The organism is Flavobacterium sp. (assembly GCF_027531905.1).
Taxonomy (GTDB): domain Bacteria; phylum Bacteroidota; class Bacteroidia; order Flavobacteriales; family Flavobacteriaceae; genus Flavobacterium.
Genome location: NZ_JAPZSU010000009.1, coordinates 21009 through 34171, shown reverse-complemented (window position 1 = coordinate 34171; position 13163 = coordinate 21009). Strand labels below are relative to the sequence as shown.

Annotated in this window: 11 protein-coding genes and 1 pseudogene; 7 read left to right on the top strand and 5 right to left on the bottom strand. The window is 33.5% G+C overall.

The genetic code is table 11. The features are described 5' to 3' along the window. Positions 1–72: 72 nt before the first annotated feature. Together O9307_RS03005 and O9307_RS03000 are read right to left on the bottom strand one after the other, a co-directional pair. Positions 73–386: pseudogene (locus O9307_RS03005) on the bottom strand (rhodanese-like domain-containing protein). A gap of 1 nt (position 387) precedes the next feature. Then, positions 388–681, bottom strand: coding sequence for a rhodanese-like domain-containing protein (locus tag O9307_RS03000; RefSeq protein WP_298295194.1), 294 nt, complete (start codon positions 679–681; stop codon positions 388–390). 234 nt (positions 682–915) lie between these two features. Between O9307_RS03000 and tgt the strand changes: the two genes are divergently transcribed. The 3 genes from tgt (at position 916) to O9307_RS02985 (ending at position 4105) form a co-directional block, all read left to right on the top strand. Further along, positions 916–2046: a tRNA guanosine(34) transglycosylase Tgt gene (gene tgt, locus O9307_RS02995; protein ID WP_298295192.1), complete on the top strand. Its 1131-nt coding sequence runs from the start codon at positions 916–918 to the stop codon at positions 2044–2046. A 96-nt stretch (positions 2047–2142) separates the two neighbouring features. Then, a complete protein-coding gene (locus tag O9307_RS02990) occupies positions 2143–3234 on the top strand; it encodes an LptF/LptG family permease (RefSeq protein ID WP_298295190.1) in 1092 nt (363 codons plus the stop codon). Beyond that, complete coding sequence (locus O9307_RS02985) at positions 3221–4105, top strand: DMT family transporter (protein WP_298295188.1); 885 nt, start codon at positions 3221–3223, stop codon at positions 4103–4105. Before O9307_RS02990 ends, O9307_RS02985 begins: the two co-directional genes overlap by 14 nt. Positions 4106–4199: 94 nt before the next feature. Here O9307_RS02985 and O9307_RS02980 read toward each other — a convergent pair whose 3' ends face one another. The 3 genes from O9307_RS02980 to O9307_RS02970 are packed head-to-tail and all read right to left on the bottom strand — an operon-like array spanning position 4200 to position 7227. Further along, a complete protein-coding gene (locus O9307_RS02980) occupies positions 4200–5276 on the bottom strand; it encodes an iron-containing alcohol dehydrogenase family protein (protein WP_298295186.1) in 1077 nt (358 codons plus the stop codon). Between the two features lie 7 nt (positions 5277–5283). Beyond that, positions 5284–6018 carry a 3-deoxy-manno-octulosonate cytidylyltransferase gene (gene kdsB, locus O9307_RS02975; RefSeq protein WP_298295184.1) on the bottom strand — a complete coding sequence of 245 codons (735 nt, stop codon included), beginning with the start codon at positions 6016–6018 and terminating at the stop codon, positions 5284–5286. A gap of 12 nt (positions 6019–6030) precedes the next feature. Beyond that, on the bottom strand, positions 6031–7227 hold the full coding sequence (locus O9307_RS02970) for a DegT/DnrJ/EryC1/StrS family aminotransferase (RefSeq protein WP_298295183.1): 1197 nt from the start codon (positions 7225–7227) through the stop codon (positions 6031–6033). A 575-nt stretch (positions 7228–7802) separates the two neighbouring features. Between O9307_RS02970 and O9307_RS02965 the strand changes: the two genes are divergently transcribed. From O9307_RS02965 to dnaB, 4 genes are all read left to right on the top strand, one after another. Next, positions 7803–9734 (top strand): alkaline phosphatase family protein, encoded by a 1932-nt coding sequence (locus O9307_RS02965; RefSeq protein ID WP_298295181.1) that lies wholly within the window; start codon positions 7803–7805, stop codon positions 9732–9734. A gap of 20 nt (positions 9735–9754) precedes the next feature. Further along, the gene (locus tag O9307_RS02960) at positions 9755–10354 is read left to right on the top strand and encodes a dual specificity protein phosphatase family protein (RefSeq protein WP_298295179.1); all 600 of its coding nucleotides are present in this window, start codon (positions 9755–9757) and stop codon (positions 10352–10354) included. A gap of 137 nt (positions 10355–10491) precedes the next feature. Beyond that, positions 10492–11445 (top strand): acetyl-CoA carboxylase carboxyltransferase subunit alpha, encoded by a 954-nt coding sequence (locus O9307_RS02955; RefSeq protein WP_298295177.1) that lies wholly within the window; start codon positions 10492–10494, stop codon positions 11443–11445. A 141-nt stretch (positions 11446–11586) separates the two neighbouring features. After that, positions 11587–13125: a replicative DNA helicase gene (gene dnaB / locus O9307_RS02950; protein WP_064714393.1), complete on the top strand. Its 1539-nt coding sequence runs from the start codon at positions 11587–11589 to the stop codon at positions 13123–13125. Positions 13126–13163 lie beyond the last annotated feature (38 nt).

Here is a 13163-nt window from a genome sequence, read left to right as displayed (position 1 = left end):
TGTCTAGCTATGTTTTAGGTTAATGAGCCGCAAACTATAAACCATCAACTACAAACTCATAAATTTAAAGGTTTACAATTTGCTTTTCAGACTACTCCAGCCACCACCATTGTACACTTCGGTGTAGCCACTTGCTTTTAAGATGCTTTTGGCAGAGGCACTTCGCATGCCTGAGGCACAGCAAGTAATAATGACTTGGTTTTTATTTTTTAATTGGTTTAAATTTTGACGTAATACATCAACAGGAATATTAAGGGAACCTTGAATGTGACCTCCCTGGAATTCACTTTGCTGCGTACATCTACGATTATGGCTCCTTGTTGAAGTAATGATTTGTAATTAATGGCATGACCAAGGCCAAAAAGACGTTTTAAAAAAGTAAACATATTAATCGATTTTGTTTTGAAGGGATTGATGAAAATTCACGTTTAACCATGAACCGCCATTTAGGCATTCTATACCTTGCTGTGAAAGATAATATTCGGCTTGACCGCTGCGACCACCAGAAGCGCAACATAATATTAGCGGGCTAGCCAAAGATTTGATTTCTTCCATACGTTCCGGAATTTCATTTAGCGGAATATTGATAGAAGTAGCAACATGTCCGCCCATAAATTCCTCTCTGGTTCTTACGTCTACAATGGTACCGCGTTTTTCTTTAATGAAATGTTCTACTGTCATAAGAATTCAATTTTGTTTTTTTTGTTTGACTAAGGCAAAAGTAAAGGTATAAAATGGTTTTTTGTGTAACAATTGTTACACTGTCGGGACAGGTCGTGACTTGTCCGAACAGTTGCCTGTCCTTGCTGTTGACTTGCCTATATGCATCAGCAATTCGTTCGTGTTAAATAAAATCGTAAATAGCAATTCGTAAATCTTAAATAAATTATCTTTGCACTCTGAAAAAAGAGAGCCATGAAATTTGATTTATTACAAAAAGATCCACAATCTAAAGCAAGAGCTGGAAGTATCACCACTGATCATGGGGTGATTGAAACCCCTATTTTTATGCCTGTGGGTACCGCTGGAACGGTAAAAGGAGTACATCAACGCGAATTGAAAGACGATATTAATCCGGATATTATTTTAGGAAATACCTACCATTTGTATTTGCGTCCACAAACCGATATTTTGGAAAAAGCAGGAGGTTTGCACAAATTCATGAATTGGGATCGCAATATTTTGACCGATTCTGGAGGATATCAAGTGTATTCTTTATCGGCCAATCGTAAAATTAAAGAAGAAGGAGTAAAGTTCAAGTCGCATATTGATGGTTCCTATCATTTTTTTACGCCTGAAAATGTAATGGAAATTCAGCGCACGATTGGAGCAGATATTATCATGGCTTTTGATGAATGTACGCCTTATCCTTGTGATTATCGTTATGCACAGCGTTCTATGCACATGACGCACCGTTGGTTGAATCGTTGCATCAATCATTTAGAAAAAGTGCCTTACAAATATGGATATGAGCAAACGTTTTTCCCTATTGTACAAGGGAGTACTTATAAAGATTTGCGTCGCCAATCGGCAGAATACATTGCCAATGCGGGACAACAAGGAAACGCGATTGGTGGGCTTTCTGTTGGTGAACCAGCCGAAGAAATGTATGCCATGACAGAGGTGGTTTGCGAAATCTTACCGGAAGACAAACCCCGTTATTTGATGGGAGTGGGAACGCCAATTAATATTTTGGAAAACATAGCTTTAGGAATTGATATGTTTGATTGCGTGATGCCTACTCGTAACGCTAGAAACGGCATGTTGTTTACCGCTAATGGGGCAATCAATATTAAAAATAAAAAATGGGAAGCTGATTTTTCGCCAATTGATGAAATGGGAATTACTTATGTAGATACTTTTTATACCAAAGCCTATTTACGTCATTTGTTTGCTTCTAATGAAATGCTTGGAAAGCAAATTGCTACTATTCATAATTTAGGGTTTTATATGTGGTTGGTTCGTGAAGCTAGAAAACATATCTTAGCGGGCGATTTTAGACCTTGGAAAGAAATGATGGTCAAAAACATGAGCCAAAGATTGTAAAAAAAACAGGAAATTAGATGTTAGAGATTAGAAGTCTTTGTGAGACATACAATTTCTAACCTCTAATTTCTAACCTCTAACCTCTAACTTTAAGAAATGAAGCTGACCATAATTGACAAATACATTTTGAAGCGCTACTTGGCTACTTTTGGTGTAATGTTATTGTTGTTTGTTCCGATTGGAATTGTAATTGATGTTTCAGAGAAAATTGATAAAATGTTAGAGAATAAGATCCCTTTTCTAGACATTGCATTTTATTACTACAATTTTACTATCTATTTTGCCAATTCACTGTTTCCCATATTTTTATTCTTATCTATTATTTGGTTTACTTCCAAATTGGCCAATAATACTGAGATTATTGCTATTTTGGGTTCAGGGATTTCGTTTGGTCGATTTTTACGACCGTATATTATTGGTGCTTCAATTGTTTCTATTTTGGTGTTGTTGATGGGATTTTTTCTCGTGCCTTCCGCCAGTGAGGAGTTCAATAATTTTAGGTACACCTATCTAAAAGGAGGAGGGAAAGAGGCCATGCATGGTGACAATACCGATGTGTATCGACAAATCAATGACCATGAATTCATTTATGTGAATAGTTTTAACCCAGAAAACAAAATGGCTTTTAATTTTTCGCTAGAGAAGTTCGAGAAAGAACAATTGATGTCTAAAATGACTGCAAGTAGAATCAAATGGAATCCCGAAGACAGCACCTATACGCTTTATGATTATACCAAACGAACCGTTGGTGCAATGGGTGATAAAATTGAGAAAGCTCCTGAAAAAAAATTTCGTTTTGCTTTTGATTTAGAAGATTTAACGCCTTTGGTATATATTGCAGAAACCCTTAGTCTTACGGAACTCAATGCCTTTATCGAGAAAGAACGCAAGAGGGGTTCTTCAAATATCAATGTCTATTTAGTAGTTTTATATAAAAAATACAGTGTTCCCGTTTCGGCATTTATACTAACAATAATTGCAGTTTCGGTTTCTGCCATGAAGCGAAGAGGAGGGATGGGAACGAATCTTGCCATTGGAATTGCGATCGCATTTGCATTTGTTTTTTTTGATAAAATCTTTAGCACTATAGCAGAAATGTCTTCTTTCTCGCCACTTTTAGCGGTGTGGTTGCCCAATATCTTTTTCGGAATATTAGCCATTTATTTATTACGTAATGCCAAACGATAATTTAAAGAGTTACCTTAATCTTCATTTGATTGTTTTTATTTGGGGATTTACAGCCATTTTGGGTGCTTTAATTACTATTGATGCTGATTTTTTGGTGTGGTATCGCATGTTATTTGCGGCGATTTTTTTAGGGTGTTTCCTCTTGTTGAAGAAGATTCCTTTCCAGGTTTCTTTTAGTGCAGTGTTAAAACTAGTTTTTGTTGGATTGCTTATTGCGCTGCATTGGATTACCTTTTTTGAATCTATTAAGGTGGCTACTGTTTCTATCACTCTGTCTGTTTTTTCTTTAGGTGCTTTTATTGCTTCTATTTTGGAACCTATCTTTTACGGACGAAAAGTATTGTGGTATGAAGTGTTTTTCGGATTGGTAATCATAGCGGGATTAGCATTGATTCTTCATGTAGAAATCAATTACTTACACGGAATGCTTTTGGCTTTGATCTCCATTATTTTAGGAGTTGTGTTTACATTATTCAACGGAAAATTAATTGAACACCATGAGCCTTCGGTAATCGCTTTTTATGAATTTTTGGCTGGTTTTGTATTTATTACCATTTACTTTGTTTGCAATGGTTCTTTTTCGGCAGATTTTTTTGTTTTAACGCCAAAAAACTGGGCGCTAATTTTGCTTTTATCTTCCATTTGTACCGCTTATGCTTTTACGGCTTCGGTAAAAGTAATGCGTCGTTTATCACCATATACCGTTATGCTAACCACAAATTTAGAACCTGTTTATGGTATCATCTTGGCTTATTTTATCATTGGAGGAAAAGAAAAAATGAGTACAGAATTTTATATTGGGGCATTCATAATAGTGGTTACAGTAATTTTAAATGGGGTTTTTAAACATTATAAGGATAAGGTTTCTTAGTTTAAATTGTACTGTAAAAATTTGCTGCAAATAAATTATTTAGACTTACAATCAAACCCCAAAAAAAATATTTTAAAGTCTTGAATCCAAAAAATCACATTTTCTCATATAAAGCTCTTATTTTTTCTTTTGTCATACTATTTTTCCAATCAGGACCTAAAGCATTTTGCCAAAGAGGTTCCATGCCGTACGCTACGTTAATCATTGTTTCCCATTGTTCTTCAGTAAGACCTTTTGTTATCCCTTTTGGTAGATCAATAGCATGCTTTTTTACCATTTCTTTAAATTCTCTTACTCCTTCAGGATAGTATTCTTCTAAATGATCAAATACGATACAGTTTCCAATTCCGTGTTTTGTGCCTAACATAAAAGAAAGCCCGTAAGACAGTGCATGAGCAATTCCTACTTGAGAATAGGCAATACTCATACCACCATGCCACGATGCCATCATCAATTTTTCATCAGAATCATTGTCCCAAACATCTTTTTTAAGATAGATGTCTTGGCAAAGTTCCAAAGCTTTTTCGCCATAACTTCTGCTAAATGCATTTAAAAAATGCCCCGTAAGAGATTCTATGCAATGTATATAACAATCCATGGCGGTGTAAAATCTTTGATTTACAGGGACGTCTTTAATCAAATTAGGGTCTAAAACAACTTGGTCAAAGGGAGTGAAATCTGAATTAAGGCCCAGTTTTTTGGTCGGTCCTGTAAGTACCGCTGTTCTGCTTACTTCAGCACCTGTTCCAGAAAGAGTAGGAATACCAACGTGATAAACGCCGGCATTTTTAATAAGATCCCATCCTTGGTAATCGCTAGAAGATCCTTCATTAGTGATCATTAGTGCAACTGCTTTGGCCATGTCAAGAACACTGCCACCACCTATGCCAATTACTCCATCAATAGTTCCTTTTTTCACAAGAGTATCTCTTATCTCATCTACATAAGAAGTTTTTGGTTCATGAGTTACATCTATAAATTCTAAAATATCATTCGCTTTAATTGGAATTTGTTTAAGAAATTCTGTGTTATTTTCAAAAAAATAATCTACTAAAAAAACCATTTTTCCATCATCAGTTCTTTTTGCTGAAATAATAGTATCAAGCTGTGAAATTGATTCTCTTCCATAAATTATTCTAGGAACCATTGGGAAATTTCTGTAATTTGTCATATTAGGTTTAATTATTTTTAAAATAAGTTATCGCGTTTACTAAATCCTTATTCGTATCTATTTCAAGAGTAAATTCATCGGTATAAACCATTTTTATCTTTTTACCAATTTCAAGATATCGTAAACATTCAATTGATTCTACTTTTTCTAAAGGGGTTTGAGGTGAGTTATAAAAATTTAAAAGTGCTTCTTTTCTAAATACGTAAACGCCAATGTGTTTATAATAATTTATATCAACTTCATTGTTTTTACTAAATGGAATAGGTGATCGAGAAAAATAAAGTGCAAAATCGTTATTATCTACAACTACTTTTACAATATTGGAGTCATTTGCATTTTCTGTTTCATCTAATTTGGTCATTAAAGATGCTAAATCTACTCGTCTTGTGGAGTTATTTCTAAAACAATCTAAAAGTTTTATCATTGATTCTTTATAAATCAAAGGAGTGTCTCCTTGCACATTTACTATAACATCAGCTTCTATAGCTTCTGCAGCCTCAGCAATTCTATCCGATCCAGAATTGTGCGGCTTGGTACTATAAAAAACTTTTCCATTTAAATCTTCTATCGCTTTGCCTATTTCTTTGTTTTCTGTTACCACCCAAATATCATCAAATAAATTTAGTTTTTTTGCTGCCAAATAAGTTTGAACTATTACTGGATATTCGCCTATTTTTTTCAACATTTTTCCAGGTAATCTTGTTGATTCTAATCTTGCGGGTATTAAACAAACTATTTTCATTTATTGATTATATTAATTAAATACGGCTTTTAACGATTGAATGATTTTAGACTTTCTGTTTTCTATCTCTTCCTCTGACCAATTTAGTTTTATTAAAAAAGAAATTGTTCTGCACATTATTTGATCAGATATTGGAAAACCCGAATCTGTCCAAGTAGTAAATCCATTTTTTATTTCATTACTATAAGAAAATGGTGATTTTAAACCTTTTAAATGATCCCATTTTTTATAGTAGTGCCAATTGTTTATATACCAATAAAAATAAGCATCCAATTCTTCTTTTTTAAGTGCTTCAACCAGTTTTTGAGCGGTATCTTGATCAGGTGTAAATATGGTTAAAAAAGATGCGTTTTCGCCTTCTGTATCTCCAATGTTTCTAAAACTTATTTGAGGAAAGTTTCCAAATGCTTCCTTAATTTGTTTTTTATGTTTTCTTTGAGTCTCCAAAATTTTATCAAGCTTAGCTATTTGCGCAACTCCTACTGCAGCATTAAGTTCTGAAATTCTGAAATTAAATCCTATGTATGGATGATTTTCTGCTCCTCTATCGTTCCCAATATGGTCATGTCCATGGTCTGTAAAAGCCTGAATTATCTCATGTGTTTTTGAATTATTTGTAAAAACAGCACCTCCTTCTCCGCAAGTTATTGTTTTTACATAGTCTAAAGAATAAGTACCTACATCTCCAAATGTACCAAGTGCTTTACCTTGAAAGGTAGCTCCTATAGATTGACAAGCATCTTCTACCAAAAACAAATTATTGGCTTTGCAATATTCAGCTATTTTTTCAACTTCTCCCATAGCACCACACATGTGAACCAGCATAACCGCTTTGGTTTTTGGGGTAATAGCTTTTTTAATATTTTCAACATTTAATGACAAGCTTTGATCTATATCTGCAAGTACGGGTATTGCTCCCACTGACAAAATAGCTTCAAAAGTTGCAACAAATGTAAATGTAGGCATGATGACCTCGTCACCACTACCAATACCCAAAGCTGCTAAACCTATTTGTAAGGCTGCAGTACCGCTTGAACATAAGTGTGTATGCTTTACATTCAGTTTTTTTGAAATTTCACTTTCCAATTCTAATGCTTTCCAATGGCCATTTCTAGCTCCATCAAAATTATAACGCATCAAAACTCCAGACTCAAGTACATCATTTACTTGCTTTTTTTCTTCAATTGAAAACCATTCAAATCCAGGCATTTTTGTGTTTTTTTATTTTTTTTTTTTTCAAAAATATATATTTTTTTTAATTTTATTCATAAAATAAAAATGTATTATTAAAATTAATACAAAAAAAACTTCTAAATCTCTTTTTTTGAAAAATGAGTTTTTTTCAGATTGAAAGCCTACCAAGTGGGTCTTTGTTTAAAATAGTTTATTGGGTTAATAGTAATTATTTATTCAAAAATAGGAAAGAATAAAATTGATTCAGGATTAGTTTTGATAACTGAAAGCGTTGCAAAATCGATATAAATTCAGATTTGGCATTAGAATTCAACTGCAGCATAATTTTTTTTTAAAACCAATAGCTTACTCCTTTTTTTATTATAAATACTAAAATATTAGCTCATTATTTTATATTTTGTGTAGCTGTGTGCCGAACGTTGTTGCTTTTTTTAAAAAATAGCCCATAATCTCTTGTTTTTTTGAGTAATTCAATAGCACTACGAATTCTGATGTAGATTTTGGGAATAACTGAATTGTTATTCATGTTTTTCAAACCATAAAATGCAATATATTTGCAATTATTTTTTTTATTAATTTTCATTGATGCTATGTATAAACACTTACGTATAAACGAGTATAAAGTATTGCTCTATCGAATTTTGTTGGCCTATTTTTTTTATTTTATTGCTAGAATACTTTTCTATTCATTTAATAGTGATCTATTAAAACAAGATTCTTTTTTGGATTTTTTGGATTTATGCTACTATGGTTTAGCATTTGATACTACAGCAATTTTGTATGTAAATCTTTTGTTTATAGTGTTTTCTATTGTACCGATGATTAAAAATACGAATCCGAGCTATCAAAAATTTATTTTTTACCTCTATTTTTCAACCAATTTGATTGCTTATGCCACGAATTTTGTAGATTTTATTTATTATAAATATACTTTTTCAAGGACTACGATAGCTGTTATAAATGTTTTGGAACACGAGACCAATAAAACAACGCTTTTTTTTAGTTTTGCACTTCGTTATTGGTACGTTTTCCTATTATTTGTTTTGTTGGCTGCTTTGTGGGTGTATTTGTATAAAAAGGTTAGGATAAAACAGACTGTTCCATTAGAGAGATCAAAATATTTTATTTTTTCAATACTTAGTTTTTTACTTGTAATACTTCTTGTTATAGGAGGAATTCGAGGAGGTGATTTTAATAAATCGACTCGGCCAATTAATATTTTGGATGCGAGCCGACATGTAAAAAATATTGTGCATTCGGATATAGTTTTAAACACTCCTTTCGCTATTATTAGGACTATGTTTAGTAATTATTTTTTGAAAACAAATTATCCAGATGTTACGGAAAAATTGATTTTAGAAAAAGTACAACCTATAAAGCAATATCATAATAATCCCCAAACAAAACCCAATGTTGTGGTTTTTATTCTAGAAAGCTACGGACGTGAATATATTGGTGCATTCAATAAAAAATCTGGAATACCAAATTACAAAAGTCATGCTCCATTTTTAGATTCACTATCTCAGCATAGTTTAATTTTTACTAATGCTTATGCCAATGGTAGGCAATCAATTCATGGAATGTCGTCAGTTTTGGCGGGAATACCTTCATTTAAAGAAGCTTTCACTTCATCTCCATTTCCCAAACAAAAAATAGAATCTCTAGTTTCTACGCTTGAAAGTCAGGGCTACAACACTTCTTTTTTTCATGGTGCTGCCAATGGATCCATGGGGTTTCTTGGTTTCTCAAATATTTTGGGAGTAGATAATTATTATGGAAGAACAGAATTTAATGATGACTCACAATTCGATGGAGTTTGGGGTATTTGGGACGAACCCTTTTTTCAATTTATGAAAAAAACCTTAGATAAAAAAAGCACTCCTTTTTTCGCTTCTATTTTTACAGTTTCGTCTCATGAGCCTTACATCATACCCAAAAAATACGAAAAGACTTTTGCAGAAGGTAATGTTCCTATACACAAGTGTGTTGAATATACTGATTTTGCCTTAAAACGTTTCTTTAATGAAGCTAAAAAAGAGCCTTGGTTTTCCAATACTATTTTTGTTCTTGTGGCCGATCATTGCAATCAAATTTATTATGAGGAATATGAAAAACCAATCAACCGATTTGCAGTTCCAATTATTATCTATAAACCGAACAGCAAATATGTAGGAGTAGATACTGATTTGGCGCAACAAATAGATATTTATCCAACAATATTAGATATGATTGGATATCCTAAACCTTTTAGAAGCTGGGGAAGAAGTTTATTGGATAAAAAATCAAGTGAACCTTTTGTTATTAATTCAACAGGCAATATTTATCAGTTTTCTAAGGGGAATTATATTTGTACCTTTGACGGTAAGACGGCTATTGGTTTTTATGACAAAAATGATAAAGCTTTAAAAACAAATTTAATTAAAAATAGAAATGCCGAAATGAATGAAATCGAGCTAAATTGCAAGGCTTTTATTCAAGATTATATGAATAGAATCGTAGAAAAAAAGATGTATTACAAATAGATTTTAATTACTAAATAAAAATGAATAAAAATAAAAAAATACTATTCCTTTCCCTGCTTGTTATCGTAATCATAGCTGTTGGAAAATATGTCTATGATATGAATATTAATCATAATTTTGAAACTATTACCGAAGGAAAGGTCTATAAATCAGGTGTAATTCCGCCAGATGAAATAGAAAGTTATGTGAAAAAATATAAAATAAAGTCAATCATTGACCTTAGATTTCCTGGTACAAACGATTTAGTTAATAATCCAGAAAATCCCCAAGAGCTCATTGATGAAATTAAAGCGGTAAGACAAATTCCAAATACAAATTATTTTAATGTTGGTACAGATCAGGTTCCTAAGCAACAAAATTTGGATGCTTTTTTTAAAATCATGGATGATAAATCAAATTATCCCGTTCTTATTCATTGCTATCACGGCGTTGGGCGTGCAGAAATGTATTCTGCATTGTATAGAATTGAATATGAAAACTTTACTAATGAAGCCGCTAGAAAAGGAACTCGATTTATTGTGAAATTTGGATCTTTTGATGATGGAACTCCAAAAGGTGAATACCTAAAAAAATACAAATCAAGAAGAGAATTAGCTGCTGAAAAAAATAAAAAACCCTAAACAGCCTAAATTTTAAATTTCAGACATAAGCGTTATGCTTTCCTATACAATCCAGGAAAATGTAAGGCTTAAACAAATTAAATTTTTACATTTGCACACCTTAAGAATTGCAAAATAATACAAACGCAAAAAGTCCTATGGAATATTTAGATTTTGAACTTCCCATCAAAGAATTAGAGGAGCAGTTAGAAAAATGCGTCATTATCGGAAAAGAATCAGATGTTGATGTTACCCCGACCTGTAAAGAAATTAACAAGAAGTTGGTAGAAACAAAAAAAAGCATCTATAAAAATCTTACTGCTTGGCAACGTGTTCAGTTATCCAGACATCCCAATCGCCCTTATACCTTAGATCATGTTAAAGCACTATGTGGCGATACATTTTTAGAATTGCACGGAGATCGTAGTTTCAAAGATGATAAGGCCATGATTGGTGGTTTAGGGAAAATTGGTGGGCAATCTTTTATGATTGTAGGACAACAAAAAGGATACAATACCAAAACCCGTCAATACCGAAACTTTGGTATGGCCAATCCAGAAGGCTACAGAAAAGCTTTACGTTTGATGAAAATGGCTGAAAAATTTGGTATTCCAGTGTTGACTCTAGTAGATACTCCAGGTGCTTATCCTGGTTTAGAAGCTGAAGAAAGAGGACAAGGAGAGGCAATTGCAAGAAATATTTTTGAAATGGTACGCTTAAAAGTACCTATCATTACCGTAATTGTTGGGGAAGGAGCTTCTGGAGGAGCTTTAGGAATTGGAGTAGGAGATCGCGTGTATATGCTCGAAAATACTTGGTATTCTGTAATTTCGCCAGAATCATGTTCTTCAATTTTATGGAAAAGTTGGGAGTACAAAGAGCAAGCGGCAGAAGCGTTAAAATTGACTTCAGCCGATATGAAAAAGCAAAAATTAGTCGATGATATCATTCCTGAACCACTTGGTGGAGCACATTATGATAGAGAAACGACTTTCAAAACGGTTGAACATTATATTTTGAAAGGATTTAATGAGTTGAAAGACTTATCAACAGCAGAATTAATCGCTCAAAGGATGGATAAATACAGCAAAATGGGGCATTTTAAAGAATAAATTCCTACAAAATATTTTGAAGTCCGAAGCCGTTTGGTTTCGGACTTTTTTTATGGTTATCAACAAAAAAACTTTAGTTATAAACATTTTTATGTAATAACTCAATAGCATAAACCTTCTATTTTTTTTTAAATTCGTTCTATGGAAAATTTTAAATCAATAAGCCCAATCAAAGTGGATCGCTCCACTATTATTAACCTAGAAAAAGGAAAGTTACCTCCACAGGTCCTAGAATTAGAAGAGGCTGTACTAGGTGCTATGATGATTGACAAAAAGGGGGTAGATGAGGTAATTGATATTTTACAACCCGATGCATTCTACAAAGAAGCACACAAACATATCTTTGAGGCTATTGTTCAATTGTTTACCGAGTCACAACCTATTGACTTATTAACAGTTTCTGCCCAGCTAAGAAAGAATGCCAAATTAGACCTTTCAGGTGGCGATTTTTACCTGATTCAGTTAACGCAAAAGATATCTTCCTCTGCGCATATCGAATTTCACTCTAGAATTATTTTACAAAAGTATATTCAAAGAAGTTTGATCAGGATTTCTTCTGAAATAATCGAAGAATCGTATGACGAAACTACCGATGTTTTTGATTTGTTAGACAAAGCCGAATCCAAGTTATACGAGGTGACCCAAGGGAACGTAAAACGTAGTTCGGAAACCGCACAAAGTTTAGTACTTCAAGCCAAAAAACGTATCGAAGAAATCGCTGGCCAAGAAGGTTTGAGTGGAGTGGCTACTGGTTTTGAAAAGCTTGACAAAGTTACTTCGGGTTGGCAACCTTCTGATTTGATTATTATTGCAGCTCGTCCTGGTATGGGTAAGACAGCCTTTGTATTATCGATGGCAAGAAATATAGCTATTGATTTTCAAAAACCTGTAGCTGTTTTTTCGTTGGAGATGTCCTCGGTACAGCTGATTACTCGTTTGATCTCTTCCGAAACTGGTTTGTCTTCTGAAAAGTTACGTACAGGAAAGTTAGAAAAACACGAGTGGGAACAATTGAGTACCAAAGTGAAAAATCTAGAGAAAGCACCCTTGTTTATTGATGATTCTCCCTCTCTTTCCATTTTTGATTTGCGTGCCAAATGCCGTCGTTTAGCATCACAACACGGGATTAAATTAATTATTGTAGATTATTTGCAGCTGATGACTGCCGGAGGAAACGGAAAAGGAGGTGGAAACCGTGAACAAGAAATATCTACCATCTCTCGAAACCTAAAAGCTTTGGCAAAAGAACTCAATGTGCCAGTTATTGCACTTTCACAATTATCGCGTGCGGTAGAAACCCGTGGTTCTAGTAAGCGACCTTTGCTTTCGGATCTTCGTGAATCGGGTGCGATTGAGCAAGATGCGGATATTGTATCGTTTATCTATCGTCCGGAGTATTATAAAATTGAAGAATGGGATGATGATGAGCAGTCACCAACCGCAGGTCAAGCAGAATTCATCATCGCAAAGCACAGAAACGGTGGTCTGGAAAATGTTCGATTAAAATTCGTTGGAAGCTTAGGTAAGTTTGATAATTTAGAGGATTACAGCAGTGGCTATGACGATTTACCTTCGAGTATGAATCAAGAGGATTTTACTAGAAATTTGCCTTCAGCCAATGAAGCTTTTGGTAGCACGTTTAACAATGATGCCGACGATGATAGCGATGTTCCCTTTTAGTGTTTTATAAATCAGGAAGTCATGATCTAGAAAGAGAT

What these genes read in the sequence shown, in the direction of transcription:
- O9307_RS03000 (WP_298295194.1), bottom strand. Translation starts at nt 681, where the DNA reads ATGACAGTAGAACATTTCATTAAAGAAAAACGCGGTACCATTGTAGAC.
- tgt (WP_298295192.1), top strand. Translation starts at nt 916, where the DNA reads ATGAAATTTGATTTATTACAAAAAGATCCACAATCTAAAGCAAGAGCT.
- O9307_RS02990 (WP_298295190.1), top strand. Translation starts at nt 2,143, where the DNA reads ATGAAGCTGACCATAATTGACAAATACATTTTGAAGCGCTACTTGGCT.
- O9307_RS02985 (WP_298295188.1), top strand. Translation starts at nt 3,221, where the DNA reads ATGCCAAACGATAATTTAAAGAGTTACCTTAATCTTCATTTGATTGTT.
- O9307_RS02980 (WP_298295186.1), bottom strand. Translation starts at nt 5,276, where the DNA reads ATGACAAATTACAGAAATTTCCCAATGGTTCCTAGAATAATTTATGGA.
- kdsB (WP_298295184.1), bottom strand. Translation starts at nt 6,018, where the DNA reads ATGAAAATAGTTTGTTTAATACCCGCAAGATTAGAATCAACAAGATTA.
- O9307_RS02970 (WP_298295183.1), bottom strand. Translation starts at nt 7,227, where the DNA reads ATGCCTGGATTTGAATGGTTTTCAATTGAAGAAAAAAAGCAAGTAAAT.
- O9307_RS02965 (WP_298295181.1), top strand. Translation starts at nt 7,803, where the DNA reads ATGTATAAACACTTACGTATAAACGAGTATAAAGTATTGCTCTATCGA.
- O9307_RS02960 (WP_298295179.1), top strand. Translation starts at nt 9,755, where the DNA reads ATGAATAAAAATAAAAAAATACTATTCCTTTCCCTGCTTGTTATCGTA.
- O9307_RS02955 (WP_298295177.1), top strand. Translation starts at nt 10,492, where the DNA reads ATGGAATATTTAGATTTTGAACTTCCCATCAAAGAATTAGAGGAGCAG.
- dnaB (WP_064714393.1), top strand. Translation starts at nt 11,587, where the DNA reads ATGGAAAATTTTAAATCAATAAGCCCAATCAAAGTGGATCGCTCCACT.